Source organism: Bacillus sp. URHA0034, assembly GCF_056280405.1.
In genome coordinates this window covers 22,251-40,354 of the sequence record NZ_JBWCDK010000001.1, presented here as the reverse complement: position 1 = coordinate 40,354, position 18,104 = coordinate 22,251, and the positions used below count along the sequence as shown (strand labels likewise).

At 32.7% G+C, this 18,104-nt stretch carries 22 protein-coding genes; 5 read left to right on the top strand and 17 right to left on the bottom strand.

Annotated elements, in window-relative coordinates:
- Positions 1-177: 177 nt before the first annotated feature.
- The 9 genes from ACZ9EE_RS00245 to ACZ9EE_RS00205 form a co-directional block, all read right to left on the bottom strand.
- On the bottom strand, positions 178-423 hold the full coding sequence (locus ACZ9EE_RS00245) for a hypothetical protein (RefSeq protein ID WP_476024688.1): 246 nt from the start codon (positions 421-423) through the stop codon (positions 178-180).
- Positions 424-555: 132 nt separating this feature from the next.
- Positions 556-1,047, bottom strand: coding sequence for a hypothetical protein (locus ACZ9EE_RS00240; protein ID WP_476024687.1), 492 nt, complete (start codon positions 1,045-1,047; stop codon positions 556-558).
- Between the two features lie 306 nt (positions 1,048-1,353).
- Positions 1,354-2,187, bottom strand: a complete 834-nt coding sequence (locus ACZ9EE_RS00235; RefSeq protein WP_476024686.1) for a hypothetical protein — start codon at positions 2,185-2,187, stop codon at positions 1,354-1,356.
- 229 nt (positions 2,188-2,416) lie between these two features.
- Entirely contained in the window at positions 2,417-2,665 is a 249-nt protein-coding gene (locus ACZ9EE_RS00230; RefSeq protein ID WP_476024685.1) for a hypothetical protein, read from the bottom strand.
- A 337-nt stretch (positions 2,666-3,002) separates the two neighbouring features.
- Positions 3,003-3,479 (bottom strand): hypothetical protein, encoded by a 477-nt coding sequence (locus ACZ9EE_RS00225; RefSeq protein ID WP_476024684.1) that lies wholly within the window; start codon positions 3,477-3,479, stop codon positions 3,003-3,005.
- 186 nt (positions 3,480-3,665) lie between these two features.
- Positions 3,666-4,157: a DUF2716 domain-containing protein gene (locus ACZ9EE_RS00220; protein ID WP_476025037.1), complete on the bottom strand. Its 492-nt coding sequence runs from the start codon at positions 4,155-4,157 to the stop codon at positions 3,666-3,668.
- 147 nt (positions 4,158-4,304) lie between these two features.
- Positions 4,305-4,742 (bottom strand): N-acetyltransferase family protein, encoded by a 438-nt coding sequence (locus ACZ9EE_RS00215; protein ID WP_476024683.1) that lies wholly within the window; start codon positions 4,740-4,742, stop codon positions 4,305-4,307.
- A 178-nt stretch (positions 4,743-4,920) separates the two neighbouring features.
- Positions 4,921-5,142, bottom strand: a complete 222-nt coding sequence (locus tag ACZ9EE_RS00210; protein WP_476024682.1) for a hypothetical protein — start codon at positions 5,140-5,142, stop codon at positions 4,921-4,923.
- 82 nt (positions 5,143-5,224) lie between these two features.
- Positions 5,225-5,461, bottom strand: coding sequence for a hypothetical protein (locus ACZ9EE_RS00205; protein WP_476024681.1), 237 nt, complete (start codon positions 5,459-5,461; stop codon positions 5,225-5,227).
- Between the two features lie 234 nt (positions 5,462-5,695).
- Here ACZ9EE_RS00205 and istA point away from each other — a divergent pair, with 234 nt between their 5' ends.
- Positions 5,696-7,225 (top strand): IS21 family transposase, encoded by a 1,530-nt coding sequence (gene istA, locus ACZ9EE_RS00200; RefSeq protein WP_476024680.1) that lies wholly within the window; start codon positions 5,696-5,698, stop codon positions 7,223-7,225.
- Positions 7,222-7,980 carry an IS21-like element helper ATPase IstB gene (gene istB / locus ACZ9EE_RS00195; RefSeq protein WP_476024679.1) on the top strand — a complete coding sequence of 253 codons (759 nt, stop codon included), beginning with the start codon at positions 7,222-7,224 and terminating at the stop codon, positions 7,978-7,980. The genes istA and istB overlap by 4 nt, the downstream gene beginning before the upstream one ends.
- Positions 7,981-8,336: 356 nt before the next feature.
- On the opposite strand, the gene ACZ9EE_RS00190 is transcribed toward istB, so the two are convergent.
- The 3 genes from ACZ9EE_RS00190 to ACZ9EE_RS00180 all read right to left on the bottom strand — a co-directional run bounded on the left by ACZ9EE_RS00190 (position 8,337) and on the right by ACZ9EE_RS00180 (position 9,400).
- Complete coding sequence (locus tag ACZ9EE_RS00190) at positions 8,337-8,747, bottom strand: hypothetical protein (RefSeq protein ID WP_476024678.1); 411 nt, start codon at positions 8,745-8,747, stop codon at positions 8,337-8,339.
- Between the two features lie 152 nt (positions 8,748-8,899).
- Complete coding sequence (locus tag ACZ9EE_RS00185) at positions 8,900-9,094, bottom strand: hypothetical protein (RefSeq protein ID WP_476024677.1); 195 nt, start codon at positions 9,092-9,094, stop codon at positions 8,900-8,902.
- 57 nt (positions 9,095-9,151) lie between these two features.
- Entirely contained in the window at positions 9,152-9,400 is a 249-nt protein-coding gene (locus ACZ9EE_RS00180; protein WP_476024676.1) for a hypothetical protein, read from the bottom strand.
- A 48-nt stretch (positions 9,401-9,448) separates the two neighbouring features.
- Here ACZ9EE_RS00180 and ACZ9EE_RS00175 point away from each other — a divergent pair, with 48 nt between their 5' ends.
- Positions 9,449-9,655 (top strand): hypothetical protein, encoded by a 207-nt coding sequence (locus tag ACZ9EE_RS00175; protein WP_476024675.1) that lies wholly within the window; start codon positions 9,449-9,451, stop codon positions 9,653-9,655.
- Between the two features lie 221 nt (positions 9,656-9,876).
- Here ACZ9EE_RS00175 and ACZ9EE_RS00170 read toward each other — a convergent pair whose 3' ends face one another.
- From ACZ9EE_RS00170 to ACZ9EE_RS00160, 3 genes are all read right to left on the bottom strand, one after another.
- On the bottom strand, positions 9,877-10,044 hold the full coding sequence (locus tag ACZ9EE_RS00170; protein WP_476024674.1) for a hypothetical protein: 168 nt from the start codon (positions 10,042-10,044) through the stop codon (positions 9,877-9,879).
- A gap of 542 nt (positions 10,045-10,586) precedes the next feature.
- Positions 10,587-10,802, bottom strand: a complete 216-nt coding sequence (locus ACZ9EE_RS00165) for a DUF6366 family protein (protein ID WP_476024673.1) — start codon at positions 10,800-10,802, stop codon at positions 10,587-10,589.
- Between the two features lie 487 nt (positions 10,803-11,289).
- Complete coding sequence (locus tag ACZ9EE_RS00160) at positions 11,290-14,058, bottom strand: TrlF family AAA-like ATPase (protein ID WP_476024672.1); 2,769 nt, start codon at positions 14,056-14,058, stop codon at positions 11,290-11,292.
- A 375-nt stretch (positions 14,059-14,433) separates the two neighbouring features.
- Between ACZ9EE_RS00160 and ACZ9EE_RS00155 the strand changes: the two genes are divergently transcribed.
- Positions 14,434-15,372 (top strand): hypothetical protein, encoded by a 939-nt coding sequence (locus tag ACZ9EE_RS00155; protein WP_476024671.1) that lies wholly within the window; start codon positions 14,434-14,436, stop codon positions 15,370-15,372.
- A 369-nt stretch (positions 15,373-15,741) separates the two neighbouring features.
- Positions 15,742-16,158: a hypothetical protein gene (locus tag ACZ9EE_RS00150; RefSeq protein ID WP_476024670.1), complete on the top strand. Its 417-nt coding sequence runs from the start codon at positions 15,742-15,744 to the stop codon at positions 16,156-16,158.
- Between the two features lie 242 nt (positions 16,159-16,400).
- Here the strand turns inward: ACZ9EE_RS00150 and ACZ9EE_RS00145 are convergent, their stop codons facing one another.
- Together ACZ9EE_RS00145 and ACZ9EE_RS00140 are read right to left on the bottom strand one after the other, a co-directional pair.
- Entirely contained in the window at positions 16,401-17,372 is a 972-nt protein-coding gene (locus ACZ9EE_RS00145; RefSeq protein ID WP_476024669.1) for a DUF4179 domain-containing protein, read from the bottom strand.
- Positions 17,373-17,376: 4 nt separating this feature from the next.
- Complete coding sequence (locus tag ACZ9EE_RS00140) at positions 17,377-17,913, bottom strand: sigma-70 family RNA polymerase sigma factor (protein WP_476024668.1); 537 nt, start codon at positions 17,911-17,913, stop codon at positions 17,377-17,379.
- Between the last annotated feature and the right edge of the window lie 191 nt (positions 17,914-18,104).

Here is an 18,104-nt window from a genome sequence, read left to right as displayed (position 1 = left end):
TTCAAGTTAAGTAAACCGCCTTTATTTTTAGAATGTATTTATACTCTATAATAATCGATTTAACCCACCAAAAATATTGGGAATTACCCCCTCTTTTGAGCTAACCTGACCTTTACCCAAATAAGAAAAATGCTTTACTCCTTATTAAAGTAAAGCACCCTTTAGTTGAATAAGATATTAATCATTTATAATATACTTTTCCCATTTGACACTCCGAATTTCTTCATCTGTTGGTATAGTTACTCGATTATCGTTAATTTCCGTTCGTGCTTTCTGTGATTTTACTTCTGTTGGGTTATTCCATTCATTTTCACATTCATCACACATCACAAATAGTTCATTAGTTTCAACATCTTTTACTATTTCCACCCATCCCTGAGAACAAATCGGACACCAAGCAACTTTATTTTTATAATTTTCCATTTTTAAATCACCCTTTAAACATACTACTTATATCGTAATCCTTATTCAACCTGCCCCGTTCGAACAAGAAAAAAGCGATGCCTTCTTAAAGCATCACACACCGTTTGTTTGTTAATAGCGAACATAATAATCTTACAAATTTGTGTACTTGTATTGTGGTTCATCATTCCTATTAATACATATCTCATTTTCATCTAAACCGTTACATACTGCAAAATATCCTTCTTCAAGGTGAAAACCCATTCCAGTTAATTGTGCTATCCATTCAATAATTTCAACTTTAACTATTCGTTTTTTAATACATTTATTAAGTTCCTTAAGCTTATTCTTTTCCCATCTAATTATATAATCGGTACCATAGTAATCAATCTCTTCAGATAAATCAATTTGGTCAAATGTAATAGCATATTCATCAGTTTTATAAGCACATAATTCCAATTGACAATCTTCAAACCTTATTATGACGGGTAAATTATTAAACCACTCATCTTCATTTTGTTCCCAGGCAACCCAAATTTCCTCTATTTGCTTCCCTTTAAGACCCTGTAACCTTGTTTTATGGTCATTTATTATTTGAGAAATATCAGTATAAAATTTAGGATTGTAATTTTTTATTCCTAGCATATATATCATCTCTTTTTCGAGTTACATTTGTAAATATTTTACCATTTCTTGTTCAACTAACCTACCACTTAAGTTAAATGAAAATAATGAAAAAAGGACTGCCGAAAACAGCCCAATTGTTGTGAAACTAAAGCACCCTTTGGTTTAAGTACAATACTTCACAATCTTGTTAAGAAATAAAGAACTCAAGCAACTAATTAACAATGTCAGTACCCTTTTGTATCCGTTTTTTCTTTATTTGTAATGGAATATCCTTTGACAGTTCACTGACGAATTCAAAATGTTTCAATCGAGAAAAATTTGATCCTAATTTTCCCCTAAAATAAAAATTGCTCTTACACTGTCATCAAACGTATTAACCACCAACACAATTTGTTTCGCGAAAGAATAAAAAGAACGGATAGCGATGGAATCCTTTAAATTCTCATCTAATTTCCATCCCACAGGTGTTATTACAAAAGGTTTATTATGCTTGAAATTATTATTCTTCATAAATTGATGAATCCCATCATTCTCTTTTAAAGACAATGGAGTAACATCTTCCTTTTTGATTGAAAAATATTGAATACGTCCAATGGAATCGAGAGGTTGATTATTCCTATATAAATCTGTTACAACAGGATAAAACTTTTGGGAAATCAAACCCTTTGCAAGCTCTTTTGATTCGTCTTTTAGCTCTGACAACTGAATTTCCTTGAATTTATCCTCAATATAAAGTTCTTTTACAACCTTATAATGAGGAACCATTTCCATCATTATTATTTCTAACACCCACGGGGTTACATCTTGAAAAACAAGAGCAGAATGGTGATCCTCGTAAATAACATCAGGTGCAGCGTAAAGGAAACATATTTCACTCATTTCATTTAGGCTATCAGCTGATTTTATAGTTTTAAATTCAAGTCCGTTAATTTGAAACTCACCATCATCGTCACTGTCTTCAAAAAGACTGTCAAATTGTTCCTCATTAAGTTCTTCTATCCATTTAAAAGTGTATTCCTTTGGTTCGGTAACAAAGTCCTGTTCAAGTGGAGCGTATAATGTCCAACCAATTTGTCGTCTCCTTTTATACTTACGTAATAAAAAAAACCCTAACCCCCCTGATAAGACTATCAATAATGTTTTCAGTATATTCCTCATAAGATACCTCTATATTTTATTATATTCATTACTAGCATTGTTCCACTTCTGTTTAATTTCAATCGAAATATGCACAATTATTTTATTATTTTAACAACCTTAAATATGTATTTCCTTCTTACACTAACCTGCCCGTTAGCTGAATAACAAAAAGCCACCAAGAATTTCTGGCAGCTGCTTCAACTATTGCACCCGTTACTTTAAGTGCATTTCTTCACAATAATTAAGTTCAAACCTTTTCAATTCCCATTCCTGAGACAACAAAATGAGGACTATCATCTTTTCGGTTAAAGAACCTCCAGTGTTCGCCTTGATCATCATCCTCCGAACTATCTGGAAATGCTTCTAGTGTGTAACCACCTGATAAAAAGACCTTTAATCCACCAATCTCATCAGATTCAATATTCTTTACCTGTAATCGTCCTTTGTCCTTTATAAAAGCTTTAATTCGTTCATCAAATCTATTCTTACCTTGCATATTCCAATCGAAGTCCTCAATGTCTCCATCCCATTCCGAGCTTGGAGAATAGAAATCCCGTGAGGCTACAACAATTTTGTTGTTTAAGGTAATTCTCCACGAGCATTGAATATGAAGAGCGTATTCTGCTGATTCTTGGGTCTTCCCTCTCCTAATGATTTGAATTATATCCCCAAAACCCAGCCAAATAGGTTAGAAGCTCTACCTGCATCCTGTAATTTTAATCCCACCAATTTGCCTAATTCAGAAACAATGACTTCTTTCATACACATCTCCCTGCTTGGATAATTCTTTAAGGAAAGCACCCCGTTAGTTAAAGAAGAACTACATTTATTTTTCAGCTTGAAGATTCCATAAAGAAATAGATTCCAGAGTCTTTATCGACTTCAGGTTCTACTGTTTGTCCACTTTTCGTTTCAATTAAAATCTTTTGATTTGTTGTGGTGCCACTATACACGGTGAATTTTTTCTTAGATCGTGTTTCGAACTCCATACTTACTTCAGAAGAAGGGTTGTCAATCAGCCAAGATAACTGAATTCCATCCCAAGCGTACTGTTTATCTTTCTTGATTAAGTTGGCTATGCTAACCGCAATCCCCTCTTTTTCCTCTTCCTTGAAAAAAACAAATATTTCGTGGTTCTGTTCGGTTTTACCCAATATATTCTCTTTATTAATTCCTTCTTCTTTAATGCCATAATCAATAGCTTCTTCTTCGGTTTTGAACCATTTCATATTTTTCAATTCATCATTATCTGACGAAGAACAGCCTGAAATAGTAAATAAAATGAGTAATACAGCTAAAATTGACTTCAAGGTTACCTCACCTTTAACTTTTAATTTCTTTTGAATATTTATATTTTACAAAATCCTTCGGTTTATTTATATGGAAGTATAATCCTTCTTCTTCCACTAAACTGCCCGTTAGTTCAACAAGAAAAGGGCTGCCGCAGCAAACCCTATTCTTAAACTCTTGCACCCGATAGTTCAATAAGAAAATAATTAACCAATCCGTAAAATAGTATTAAACATTGTAGGCTTGTTTTTTTCAAAGGCTTGGATTAGTTGCTTACCGAATAAAGTCATCGTCTCCTCCCAAGGATGACCTAACAAGCCCCAGTTAAATTCCTTTTGCATAAAGAAGTAATAATCTCCATTAGGGAGAATAGGGATTATCCACTCATTTAATTCGTCTCTTGGAAAGTCTAAAAAGGGATTAACCCAGTAACAAGAATGTTGCCAATCTAAAGCATAAAAATATTCTTTATCATTTGTTATTTCTTGAAAGGCAAACAATGATTTCTCTTCAAGGTCTTTATAAATCTCTTCATATTCCTCTAAATCTCCTGACCAATTTCGATAAGTTGATATATCATATGTAATGAATGGGCTTGGCACAACAAATGACGGAAATTTAGAAATGCTTGGTTTGAATTGAAATTCTTTTATTACCTTTTTCCTTACAGCATCCTCTTCTGATTCAGACAGTTCAATCTATTATTAATATTAATCCCTCCCAAAAACACCCTTTCTTTATAAGGATAATTATACCATTCCCTATTTAACTAAACTGCCTCGTTAGCACAAGAAGCGACTGCTCTTGTTGAACAATCGCACCCGTTAGTGAAATAAGTTAGTTTCTTATAACTGCAAACTCATAGTAATTGTCCTAATGCTAAATCCCAATTTTTCATACAGTTTAATTGCTTGATTCTCTGCAAATGCACTTAGACGGATTTCTGAATATCCATCTTGTTTTAGATGGTCAATACCTGCTCTCATTAACAGTTTGGAAATTCCATTCCCTCTAAATTCTTCTATAACAAATAGTTCGTAAATAAATCCATTCATCATATCAGTAAATTGGTCTTTGCTAGTCCCTATAAGAATCCAGCCCATTAATTTTTCGTTTTCTGTTGCTATTAAATAATAACTTCCCTTTTCCAAAAGTGGTTTTACAAGTTGGTCAATTTTTTCTTTCGTAGGTTCTACTTCACCTAATGTGCCCTCAAAAACAGCTTGTGGCGAAAGAGATAATACCTTTTTTAGTTCAAAATCATTAGGTTTTCTAATATCCATTAATTGAATCAGTCCTTTAATTTCCTTTTATTCAGTTTAGCATAATATCCCAATAATTCTCCTCTAAAGGCTATTATTAACTTGAATTCTTCTTGTGCTAACCTGCTCCGTTACTTCAATAAGAAAACAGGGCATCCTTGTTAAAGGAAAGCACCCGTTACTTGAATAAGACTTTTGTTTAGTCCTTATCTTCCTTTTCCCTTTTTAGCCTTACTATTACATCTGGTTCAGGAATCTTATTGAACATCTTTATTAGTTCATCTACACACATATCACTTGTAAATCCACCATTGCCATTCTTCACGATGTCTAAATAACTAACAGTCGTCATTAAAACTGTTTTAGCAGATGACTCATCCATAGCGATGATTTTTTCTCTTATTTTCATTAAATCTATCATAATTTTATCTCCCTATTTTGACTGATTGTATATTAAAATTCGCTTTTAAGAAAAAAGTTTCTTTCTTCAAGTAACCTGCCTGTTAGTGCATTAAAAAAGGATTGCCGCAGCCACCCCAATCTTTAACTCTTGCCCATTTAGGAAGAATATACACATCTAATTCTTCCTGCCATTCTCCAGCCTTATTCTCAACATCTAATAAGGTACTTCCAATCCCAATCTCACCAAGGAATATACCCTCAAATGGTTCCTGTACTCTAATTTGAAATACTTCTTCCTGCTTATCATCAAGCCAAAACCAAATACAATCGGTTTTCACTACAAAACAACGACTCCTTTTTTCAATCTCAAATTTATCATTCAAGGCTGTCTTCAATTGTTTGAAAGTCCATCCCAAATGAAACGTCCCGATATTTTTGTTTTTGATAATTTAGTTTTGAGCCACTTTTACAAGATTTGATCGCATAAAAAATGAGCCACCTGATTTCCAATTCTATTAACCTCTCATATGATAGGAAGTGACCAAACTTACTTCTTTGAGAGGACGAACAGGATGATCGATGTGGCTCAATTTCATAATATCAAATTCTTAAAAGAGGTTGAAGGTTTATCGCAAAGGCAAATCGCGACAAAACTTGGAATTTCCCGAAACACAGTAAGTAAATATCTCAAAGAGAATACCGCACCAACTACAGTCTTACGAAAAAAAGTTTACGGAACTAAGGAATATTCTCCGGAAACAAAACGCGTCATTCCAATAATTGATCAGTGGATTGAAGATGATCAAAAGACTTGGAAAAAGCAAAAACATACAGCAATTAAGATTTATAAGAGATTAGTAGATGAATATGATTTCAAAGGATCGGCGTCTAACATCCGAAAGATCGTTGCCAAACGTAGGAAAGAAATTCAGGAAGTATTTATCCCACTTGATTTTCAACTCGGCCACCAATTCCAATTCGACTGGGGAGAGGCGGATATTATTCTACAGGGTCGAACCCAACGCATTTACCTCTTCTGCGTTCAGCTTTCCGCAAGTCGTATGAGGTATGTGAGAGCTTATCTTCATGCAAAACAGGAAGCATTCCTGGATGGTTTCGTCCATGCGTTTGAGTTCTTAGGAGGAGTTCCAACAGAAGGACTACTTGATAATTTAAAAACAGCTGTACTAAAAATCCTTCAGGGTAGAGATCGGCTTGAACAAGAAGCCTTTATTGCACTTCAGGCTCATTATGTGTTTAAAGCTGAATTCTGTAATCCAGCAAGCGGTAATGAGAAAGGGCGTATAGAAGGAACGGTCGGCTATGTAAGAAGGAATGCCTTGGTCCCATATCCAGAAGTTCAATCTCTTAATGAGCTAAATGACTTTCTCTTGAATTGGTGCTTAAAAGAAGCTGGCAGGACTCACGTCCCGAATAAATCTGAAACGGTACTAGAAATGTGGGAGAAGGAAAAGGAATATCTTCATCCCCTTCCTTCAAACAGGTTTGAAGCCTGTAAACTCTTATCCTGCAAGGTTAATAAGACTTCCCTCATAACGGTAGAAACGAACCGTTATTCTGTTCCATGTAGTTTTGCGGGCCAAGCTGTATGGGCAAAAATTTTTGTGGATCGAGTAATCGTAGTGGCTCAAAACCAAGTGATCGCTGAACATCCTCGTTCCTATGAAAGTAATCAAATGATTACTGTTCTTGATCATTATTTAGAGGTATTGCTTAAAAAACCACGGGCAATTAGAGACGCTCACGCATTCCAATCCAATGAAATCCCTGATGTTTTTAAACGATTCCATTTGAAGATGCGCGAGCAGGAAGGATCTGCAGGGGATCGAAAGTTCATTCGTCTTCTCCTCCTACATAGAGATATTGGAATGGACAAATTAACAAGAGCTCTTTTGGAAGCTGAGAAAACGCGAGTTTTCCGTTATGAGAAGGTCCATGAGATTATACAAGAGCTTACCAACCAACACATATCAATCGGTAATCTTCCACCGGATAAAACCCCTGTCAATCTACTCGATTACAAAGTGAACAAATCTAATATCGAACAGTACGCTCAATTGACAGGAGGAAGTAGGAAATGACAACTGAATTACTATTAGATCACCTTACTAAACAATTACGGCTACCCACCATCGCTGCACAATATCGTTCTCTTGCCAGGGAGGCGGAGGATCGTAATCTTAGTTATGAAGAATTTCTTTTGGCATTATTAGAGGCAGAATCCGAATCTAGGGATGAAAATCAAAGACAACGAAGACTTAAACAAGCTGCTTTTCCTGTTCAGAAAACCCTAGATAGCTATGATTTTAGTTTAATGCCAAGTTTGAACAAGAATCGTTTTCTAACTCTCGCAAAGGGAGACTTTGTAGAAAAGAAGGAAAATTTGATTTTCTTAGGAAACAGTGGGACTGGAAAGTCTCACTTAGCTACAGGACTTGGCATTGAAATGATTAAGAATGGCTATAAGGTCAAGTTTATCTCGGCTGCAGAATTGGTTGAAGAACTTCTACTGGCTAATGAGGAACACAAACTTGGTGCATTGGAGAAGAGGTGGCTCAAATTCGATGTGATCATTATAGATGAACTTGGGTATGTACCATTTACAAAGATAGGATCTGAACTATTGTTCCAGTTTTTTGCAGGTCGCTATGAAAGGGCTAGTGTTATGATAACTACCAATCTCGAATTTGCGGAATGGACTTCTATCTTTGGTGATGAGAAAATGACAGCTGCTCTTTTAGATCGACTTACACATAAGGCTCATATCCTCCTACTTAATGGAGAATCTTATCGCTTTAGGCAAAGTATGAAACAAAAAGAGGAGAATGACCAGTAGAAAGGGCGCACGAGGAGTTTAGTTTATCTTGCCCCTCGGGGCAAGATAAACTAAACTCCCAATTCTCCCCCAAATATGGTAATAAAACAGAATGAAGTGGCTCACTTTTGATGTGATCGCTCTGGCTCAAATTAATATTGACAAATACAATTTTTCCCAGGTATTATTTCACCATTTTTTAATTTATCCATTTTCATATAAACCCCTTATGAACAATACTGCTTAATTAGATTTTTCCTTATTATATTCGAACATCTTCTTCAACTTCCTGCAACGTTAGTACAATAAGAAAAGCTGCCTCAATGACAGCTCGGTTCTTAAACTCTAGCACCCGTTAGTTGAAGAAGATATTTTTTTTAATAAATACTAATACCATTTATAGGGGCTGTGATTTGATCCCATTCTTCATCAATATCATCATCCCGTAGTTCGAAACATATTCCTTTATAATCGTGAAGAATATAAACATCTAAATCTTCTTTCCAGCCTCCAATATTATTCTTAACATCTAATAGCGTACTTCCAATGCCGATTTTACCGAGAAATTTACCTTCAAACGGTTCATTTACTCTAATTTGAAATACTTTTTCCTGCTCATCATCAAGCCAAAACCAAATACAATGGGTTTTCACTACAAAGCTTGTGCTCCGTTTCTCTATATCAAATTTATGATCCAAGGCTGTCTTCAATTGGTTAAAACTCCATCCTAAATAAAACATCCCGATATTTTTCCCAGGTATTATTTCACCATTTTTTAATTTATCCATCTACACATCGACCCTTTATAAATAAATGTACCTAATCATACTATAGAATATTTTATTGGAACTCCTCCTTCAACTAACCTGCTACCGTTAGTGGAGCCCAAGAAAAGCTGCCAAAATGACAGCTCTGATCTTAAACTCTTGCACCCGTTAGCTTAAGAACTTTCTCTTTTAGTTTTGCTTCTTAATTGTTTTATCAGTTCAATTACCACAAAAACAAATATAATTGCCCCAAATGTACCGTATACATATCTGTGGTCTGTAAAATTCAATATTGAAACAATCAAAGATAAAATTGCTGAAATCATTAACCTTATTTGCCCCATACTATTACCTCTTTTGTACTCCATTTATATTAAGGTTCCCAACCTCTTCAACAATTCTGCACCTTTAGTTGAATAAACAGTTTATAAAATCAGAACTCCGATAATCACAAAAGCAAGACCAACAATAATGACAAATCCTTTTACAATCCACCAAGGAAAGAAAGTCACCAAACTAAATAGAATTTCAAATATTGAAGACTCCGCAGAACCGTCCCCAGCCCCCAAAAAATCAAACTTTTCTTTAAAACTCTCTCTTTTTAATTTGAAAATGGAGTTAAATATAACGACAATTCCCCAAAAAATACATAATACTGAAAAGAATAAATTCATATCCCTTCACTCCATTTAATTAATAAGCAATGCATTAGTATTCTATGGATGATAATAGTATTCCTTCTTCCACTAACCTGCTCGGTGGAACAAACAAAAGCCGCCGAAGCAGCTGCTGGTGTTCTAAAACTATTGCACCCGTTAGTTGAAGAAAGAGAACCTCATTTTCATTATACCGACACCCAAAATGACATCAATATTGGCAGTCAATTTAGTACTCTTCCTGAATTGTACAATACTTATTGTCCATCATAAAAAATGTTGTCAATTGTAATATCAAAACCCATAAAAAAGGTCTAAGATCCTAGGTAAATATGGAAAATGACGTGTGCCAATTCACACGTCATTTCTTATGTCATTTATAAAGAAAGCACCCAAAAAACGGAACCCTTTAAATGTAACCAGCTTCAGGCTTTTATTTAGCTTTAATGGCTACTTTATCCAACTTGGTAACTTTATTTCAGCAAAGCACACTTCTAAAATCCTTTAAACATAGCATTCAGGATAGCAATAATAAAAATGATAAAAACAATAAATGCCGCCTCTTTTAGACTGCCATTTTTCTCTTCTTCATTCTCTTGTTTTATTTTTCTATACAATCTTTGTACTTTTTTTAGTTTTTGATCTTTATCTTCTAATTTCATATCGGACTCCTTAAAATAAAAATGAATAACCGAAAGAATTAATCATTTTTATTTTACCATAAAAAACCAATATCCTCATTCGATTATTCTGACCGTCAGCACAATAAGAAAAAAGCCACCAATATAGCAGCTGGATCTTCAACTCAAGCCCACTTTAGTTGAACAACCAAAACGGATTCATAAAGGACTAAACTCTCTTTTTTGTATAATAAGCGAGTACAAAAGGAATTAGGGGAAAAAGAACCAGCAGTCTAAACCAATTCTCTGCACCACTGAAATAAAGTGACGGTAAAATAAGTAAAATTCCACTGCATATTAAAACTTTCCAAGATCTTTTCCATAAACCCAATATTAATAATAAGAATGAAGCAATAATTAAAAACCAAAAAATGAAGCCCACCCAATTGAAACTCATTTATACTCCCCCTCTATATTTCTAATAAATTATATTATGGAAGAAAATACAAATTCCTTCTTCGACTAAACTGCCCCTTTAGTTGAACAAGAAAAAAGCCTTACTCCTTATTGAAGTAAAGCACCCGTTACTTTAGGAAGATTGAAGCAATAATAACTCCAATTATGAGTACAAGAATAAGTATTCCCGTACCTTTCCAACCTAAGCTGCCTACTAAATCCACAAGACTGCCACTGTTTGCTCTATTAAAAGCATCGTTCAGACTACCTGTCGGATTTCTTTTTAATTCTTCTTGTCTTAATCTCTCTCTTTTTCGTTCAGGAGTTTCTTTGTTTTCTTGCACTTAAACACCCCCTATAAATTAAACAACCATTCTTTATAGATTTTACCACAAATAACCATTATCTTTGTTGAACTATCCTGCTTCGTTAGCACAATAAGAAAAGCCGCCAAAATGACAGCTGGATCTTCAACTCTTGCACCCGATAGTTTAAGTGCAATATTTCACAATCTTTTTTTGGTATAAGTATTAGAACTTCATTCTCACACTAACCTGACAGTATATTTATGTATTCTGGTTGGATTATAGAAGTTCCCATAGAAAAATTTAGAGATTGTTTGCATCCATAAAAAATAATGAAGCAAATTCCAATTTTTTATTAAATTGACTTAGAAAATTATGTCTTAGTGATTTTACTAATCAAAGTAAGCTGAATTAGTGCATTATAATGGATTCGAAGAAATAAAAATTATTTAACTCTGGAAACATAAAACTCTAAACTAAAATCCTAAATGAAATATTGCCACTGTTTTTCATTTAGGATTGTGTTTTAAATCAATTCTAAATCATACTTTAGTGCTCTTGATTTGAACGCATTAATTCCACCTTCCATAATGGAACAAATGGATTCTTTAATAACAGGTTTATCTATGCTACCATAATTTTGGGGGTTAAATGTAAGTTTCTCAGAATCCATTACATTAACCAAATCAGAGTCAGCATTAACTGGTATATTTGCATTATGTGTTACTATAATTATTTGTCTATTATTTTTTGATTTAATAATTCTATCTACAATTAGTGAATATATTAGCGAGTTATCTAAATCATCTTCAGGTTGATCCAAGATTAATGGACTATCCCCTGTACTTAAAATTAATGTTAAAATTGCAGATGTTTTCTGACCAGCTGAAGCGTTACTTAATGGTTTGAAATTCGCAGTTTCACTTGCTTTGTATAACATCACAACTTCATCTTCAGGTAATAAAATATCCAAAGATTCTATTTTATGTTTTTCTAAGTTTTCTATAACCTTTACAAACCTTCCTGTTAATCGTAATGAATTCTCTCCATTATTACTTAAGTTCTTAAATATGTTTACTAATTCTTTTAGTTTTTGGAGCGTATTTCCCTCTTTGATAAATTCTATAATTGTTTCAAAATCACTATCAAATCCTGTTGGTTTTAATAAATGTTCTCGGAGAAATTGTTCATAATGTTTAAAGTCTCTATAAGGCTTTACATCACCTTTTAACAAATGATTATCTTTTAAAACATAATTTATAAAATTGTGTCTTAAATTGCGTATATCTCTTCTAGTTTCAAGTATAGCCTGAATATTTTCTTGATTTTCTGTTTTTAAATTAACTAGACTGATTTCTACTTCTGTTAATTCTTCTAATATATTTTTTATTTTTTGAATTTCTTCTGTTATATGTTTTCTCTGTGTTAAAAGTTGATTTATATCACCCTGTTCACGCTGTTTTAATTCTAATTTGTCCTTATGTCCTAAGAAATTCCGTGACCATTTAGAGGTATTTAGAGTATGTTCTAATGTCTCTTTAAAGTCTTCTAAAGACTTAATTTCACGTAACAGAAGGTCATTGTGACTTGTTAGAAAACCTTCTATATCAGAATTAATAATATTAATTTCTTCTTCATATTCAGATCTAAATTTTTCTTTATTTAAAGCGTCAATCTTTGAGTTTAAAACATTGTGTAAGGCTTCAATTTTAATATTAATTGATTCTAGTAATGAGCTAAATATATCATTTTCTTCTATAAATTTTTTGTCATTATCCAATATTTCAATGACTTCTGGAACATTAATTTTTTCATTTTCTATTCCTAATTCTTTTAGTCTAACATCTAGACTAGATTTTTTTGATAAACTTCTTTCATATTCAACAATATTGAGTAAGTTGTTATTATAGTTGTTCATTAAATTTTTTAATGTTTGTTTTTTATCTTCTAACTCTGGAATACTTGAATCAATAAAATTTCTTAATGCATCAGATCTTCTGGATATATCATAGATTTGTTTTTGAGAAAATATATTTATGTTAAATCGATCTAAAAATTCAGTTATTTCATCCGATGGTATTTCAGATGTTTCTCCGTTAGAATACTCTACGGTTAATCCATACTTCGGTACTCCACTGTTGATTTCGAAAATTAAAATATATTTTGATTGATCAACTACAATTTCCATCCTTGTTTTTGTTTTATCAGTGAAAACACCTAAATCACCTGAATTTTTACAACAAAATTCATTATGATCCCTCAATATATCTTCGTGTTTTTTTAGATCACCTACCATATTTAGTGTATTTCTCATTAGTCTTAAAATCCCTGATTTACCAGTACCTCTACCGCCTATAATAGTTGTTAACTGCGGGTTAAAATTAATTACATTCGTATTCCCTACGTTATAAATTGTATCTGATATTTCTAATTCCTTAATATATGTATTAGAATGGAATTTTGTTTCTACACTATAAATAAAATCATTAATAATACGTACATCGGGCATTAAAAGAGCTTGCTTTAAGCTTTCAATAGTAATTTCCTCATCCATTTTAATCCAAGTAAACCGACTACCAATACCATATAGTCCGTGTTTTGGATCCTTATCAGCTGCTGGATTATCGGAAAAGGTTAACTTGGCAATAGGTTTATCTTTATAGAATTGAGCAGTTTTAACCCAGGGTTTCCAAACATCTATCCCAACTTGATTATATAAATTATCAAATAAATTTTGTAATTCTTCCTCTGAAGGAAGTGAACTTTGATATAAAAAATCGTGTACAACCTGGACTCCGAAGATATTCTTATCTAGACACACTACTTCTTTATTTTCGTGAGATAAAGGGGATAACCCGGCAAACTGATCGATATGAGCAGCGATGGCTAATCCTCCTCGTTCATTAGCTCTCTCGGCTACTTCAAAAATACTAAGATTCGTACTAGTTGATTCTTTTGCTCTATCTTCTTCAAAGATGCTAATATAGGTTAAAAACTCATTCACGTAAGAACTATTTTTTGAAGGATCAAATAAAATTAATACGTGTTGTTTTGAGTCTCCACAAGTTACTTCAACACCTGGAAATACAACTATTTTCCCTTCAGCTGCAATCTTAATTTCATCAATTCCATCTCCAGTATTATGGTCTGTGACAGCAACACAATGGAGTCCCTGATCTAGACATTTTTGAACCCATTGTTCTGCTGTTACAGTTTTTTCACGAAAGCACTCGCTAGCTGTTGTATGCAAATGCAAATCGCATTTATACCATTTCAAACCTCTGAATTCTTCCACATAATCACCCTCCAATAAAATAATTATACCAAAAATTACCTCGACTATAGATATCTACCTTTTAAAATTTGATATCATACAGCCTCTAATAAACAATTTTTAATATATTTATATATAAATCAAAAAAACAGCGTTGATTTTTTCTCTGTAATAGTAGGTAGAATCATTAGAAAAAGGTTGTATTTCCTCCTACAACTAACCTGCTTTGCTAGTGAAACAACAAAAAGCTGTCGTAATGACAGCTTTGTTCTTCAAATCTAACCAGTTAGTTCAATAACTCTCTCCTAGTGATGATGATATGAGAAAATTACTCGTTTTGCTCTATTGTAGTTAATTAGTGGTAAAATATAGAATATTAGATTTGAAAAATAAGGAGTGTTTGGAGAGATGGGACCAAATTCGTTTGGTTTAAGTATGGTAGATGATTTTACTATTATTCTTAAACAACAACAATTAGAAGAACTACAAAGATTATCAGAAGCTATGAACGCTATTCCTCCATTCCATATTTATATGATAGTAAGGAGACCTCGAATTCTTTTTGATTCAGTAGTTCTTGATAATAAATACATAAGTGGTAAATATAAAATTCAAAATGAAGACAACTTTAAAATCATAGACTTTAAATATGAACACAAATTTAAGGAAAAAAGTTTAAGCGTAGTATGTAAATACCCATATGAACTACTTTTTGTGGTTAATGATAAAGGTGAAAAAATATTTGGTGGTTACGCATCTTTAATTTTGCAAGAATTAACCAAAGATACAGGGCTTTACCAAGATGAGTCTGAGATATTATATATTGGAAAATCATTTGGAGAAGATGGGGAAAGGGAGGCATATGGACGAATTAAAAGTCATTCCACATTACAAAGAATATACTTCGAAAATACCCCAGATAAGGAAATTTGGATTACTCTTTGGAGCTTTACTAGAAATGATTTAATGTTCTTATCTCCTGATGCTGAAAATAGTGAATCCGAGAAATTGTTTAGGATATATATGGACTATATCCATAACAGATATGATAATATTTCCGAAGAACAAGAGATTAGTTTCACTGAGGCCGCACTAATTAGATATTTTCAGCCAAAATATAACGATAAATTTAAATATAATTTCCCATCTAAGACACACAGTACCTATTCTCAATGCTATACTCTCGGCTTAGATTACGTATCTATAGAGTTTGATACAACTCGCTTTAATATGAAATTATGGTCAGAAGCTCGCCCAAATAAACAATTCAAACATAATATTATTTTTGACTTAAATAATGATCTAGCCATAAAGAAATTTTTTGGGATAAATTAAAAAGTCATATGCTGACTTTTTTAAATACAATATAAAAGAGTCAAAAATAACAAAGTAATAAAGACTTGCTTATTTTTGGCTATTCAATCCTATGCGAAGCTTAAATTTAATAAAAAAGACCTGATAAACCTACATTTTTACAGTAAATGAAAAGAATCCATTATAAAAAGTTTGATAAAAATGGATTCTTTCTTTGTAATTTAGAATTCACTTTTCATAAAAAAAGTTTGATAATTTTATCCCTTCGTTCTTTAATAATAGCACCCGTTAGTTTAAGTGCATTGGTTCACAAACTCAGAATTTCTTCTATATAATCGACATTTTAATACTACCTTAATTATTGGGGAAAATATCTTTGAGGTGATTAGAGTGATTAAAAAGGTTTTAATAATTTTTTGTATTTTTATACTATACACAACCAATGCTATGGCTCAAACTAATCATCAAATACAAATTATCGATATAAAAAAAGGTAAAGTTATAAAAAATGTTCAAAAAACCCCCGATTTACAACAAGAAGTAGAGAAATTTCTTGAAGGAATATCAGGGGTTTACGTGAAATTGAACCCATATCCTAATAATGGGTTTGTGATAAAAATCCCTTTAGAACCTAATGTTACGGTTAAAAATCAATGGTTCAATGACCTAGTAGATGAAGTAATGATTATTTTTCCTGTTCAGGAAAAGCCATATTTATTAGTTTTTGACAATGAGAACCAACCACGTTTCTATAAATTTCAAGGCAATACAAAAAAATTCTTGGGATTATTGAATTTTAAGCCATAAACCTCAGAAATGAGGTTTATTTTATGTAATAATTAAACTGAATCGTTAGAGCTCGATAAGAAAAAGGCTGCCGTAGCAACCTAACCTTTTTTGGCTCAAGCACCCGTTACTTTAAGTAGATTTATTCACAATCTTAGCTTTTAATGTTACTTTCACTTTCTTCTTATACAGAAATCTACACCTTTAGTTTAAAAAAGAAACAGCTGCCTTTTACGGCAGCAAAATTTGAATTTTCATTTTAATTATTTTATTGGAATTGCTTCTTTAATTAGCTCGTTGTCATTAGAATCATACGCCATCAGGAAGTATTCCCCCCTGTTTAAAGTAAATCCATTAAACCGTGCATAGGACAAATCCCCTGGCTTATTTGAATTAAAAGCCGAGCTAAACTCCCCCATTACACCCTCTTGAGATTGGATTTTGAAGCGTATATCTTCACTATTGCTTTGGGATAAATCATAATAAACGGTTGTTGACATTGGTGTTGTGACTACTTTTTGGAGAGTAACGATTTCCCCATTATTCAGCGTTATTTGCTTATTCAAATCGAACACTTTTTTCTCTTTCATTAACCTTGATTGGCTTACTTCAACTTTAAAGGTCCAAGGTTGTTCAATGTCTTTAAAATCCCATCTATCATAACTAATTTCAATTTCAACTTGCTCTGTTTTGATTGCCTGGCTTAACTCTATATCGTTAAATATGGTGAACATCCTATTGTTTAATTCAATCGTTTCTCCCCCTGTTGTAACTGTAAAATCTTGCCCATTTATTTTTACTTTGGGTGTGATAGCCGTTTGGTAATCTATATGTACATTCCCAGCTGGCTCGAAAGTGGAACTTACATATATTCGCTGATCGTCTAGAATCACTTCATTTAATGTTAATTTGCCAAGCCCATTTTCCGCCGTACTTCCTATAGCTGTTTTATATGAGGAGTAATCAAGATTCTCATTAGTATTTATATATTTTTCTATCCTTTCTCCAATAAAAGGCATATCTGCAACAGTTTCTTTATCAATTGTTAATAAAGCACTTAGCATAACAGCAGCCACACCAACGCTTATCGTTAACCATTTTTTTCGAGATCCTGTTAAAGAAATGTCTTTTTTAACTTTCTTCAAAATTCTTTTCTTTTCTAATTTTGAAAGTTCAATTTCTTCAAATTCATTTAAATCGACCTTTATGTCATTTAGCTCGTTATAAATAGTCAAATTTTTACACCTCATTTCTTATTAATAGACTTCTTAACTTTTTCCTCCCCCTGGAGAGCTTATTATGCACCCAGGATTCTCTTGCATTAAACTCCGTTGCAATCTCCCTTGAAGGAACCCCTTCCAAATAATATTTTTCGAATATGGACCGTTCTACATCTGGGAGTTCATCTAACAAACTCTCCATATCAACCTTGTTTCTATCCGAAACGATTTGTCCCAAATTTTTCTCCGTTAATTCAGCTTTGCTTAAATATTGCTTTTCCTGTTCTGATTTCCTTAGATAATCAATTGCTTTGTACTTAGCAATAGCTGCAATCCAATTCTTAAATTCGTTTCTTGAAGGGTCGAATGAATCGATATGGTACCAGATCGAAACCAGAACGTCTGCCATACACTCCTCTGTGTCTTGACAATTTGCCTGAAGATATTTTTGAATTATTGCATTTAGCAATCCGCCATACTTATCAAGTATTTTAGAGATGCTTTTTTCATTTTTTAACTTTATTTGTTCAACCAGACTTAGTTCTTCAACACTCAACTTTACCCCCCTTTATTTATTTTTTGTATTCATAAATTAATACGTAATTAGATTTAAAATCCTATCACTGATAAAAAAATAAACCGATAGAAATATCTATCGGCAAATCATAAATAGAAAAACACCTATAATACAAGTTCGACTTTTTCAAAAAAACACCTTCTTCTTCAACTAACCTGCCCCGTTAGCTT

Excerpts from the sequence above, each read along its gene's own strand:
- ACZ9EE_RS00245 (WP_476024688.1), bottom strand. The coding sequence starts at position 423 with ATGGAAAATTATAAAAATAAAGTTGCTTGGTGTCCGATTTGTTCTCAG.
- istB (WP_476024679.1), top strand. The coding sequence starts at position 7,222 with ATGACAACTGAATTACTATTAGATCACCTTACTAAACAATTACGGCTA.
- ACZ9EE_RS00180 (WP_476024676.1), bottom strand. The coding sequence starts at position 9,400 with ATGAATTTATTCTTTTCAGTATTATGTATTTTTTGGGGAATTGTCGTT.
- ACZ9EE_RS00235 (WP_476024686.1), bottom strand. The coding sequence starts at position 2,187 with ATGAGGAATATACTGAAAACATTATTGATAGTCTTATCAGGGGGGTTA.
- istA (WP_476024680.1), top strand. The coding sequence starts at position 5,696 with ATGATCGATGTGGCTCAATTTCATAATATCAAATTCTTAAAAGAGGTT.
- ACZ9EE_RS00170 (WP_476024674.1), bottom strand. The coding sequence starts at position 10,044 with ATGAAATTAGAAGATAAAGATCAAAAACTAAAAAAAGTACAAAGATTG.
- ACZ9EE_RS00175 (WP_476024675.1), top strand. The coding sequence starts at position 9,449 with ATGATAATAGTATTCCTTCTTCCACTAACCTGCTCGGTGGAACAAACA.
- ACZ9EE_RS00185 (WP_476024677.1), bottom strand. The coding sequence starts at position 9,094 with ATGGAGTACAAAAGAGGTAATAGTATGGGGCAAATAAGGTTAATGATT.
- ACZ9EE_RS00215 (WP_476024683.1), bottom strand. The coding sequence starts at position 4,742 with ATGGATATTAGAAAACCTAATGATTTTGAACTAAAAAAGGTATTATCT.
- ACZ9EE_RS00190 (WP_476024678.1), bottom strand. The coding sequence starts at position 8,747 with ATGGATAAATTAAAAAATGGTGAAATAATACCTGGGAAAAATATCGGG.
- ACZ9EE_RS00210 (WP_476024682.1), bottom strand. The coding sequence starts at position 5,142 with ATGATAGATTTAATGAAAATAAGAGAAAAAATCATCGCTATGGATGAG.
- ACZ9EE_RS00240 (WP_476024687.1), bottom strand. The coding sequence starts at position 1,047 with ATGCTAGGAATAAAAAATTACAATCCTAAATTTTATACTGATATTTCT.
- ACZ9EE_RS00230 (WP_476024685.1), bottom strand. The coding sequence starts at position 2,665 with ATGCAAGGTAAGAATAGATTTGATGAACGAATTAAAGCTTTTATAAAG.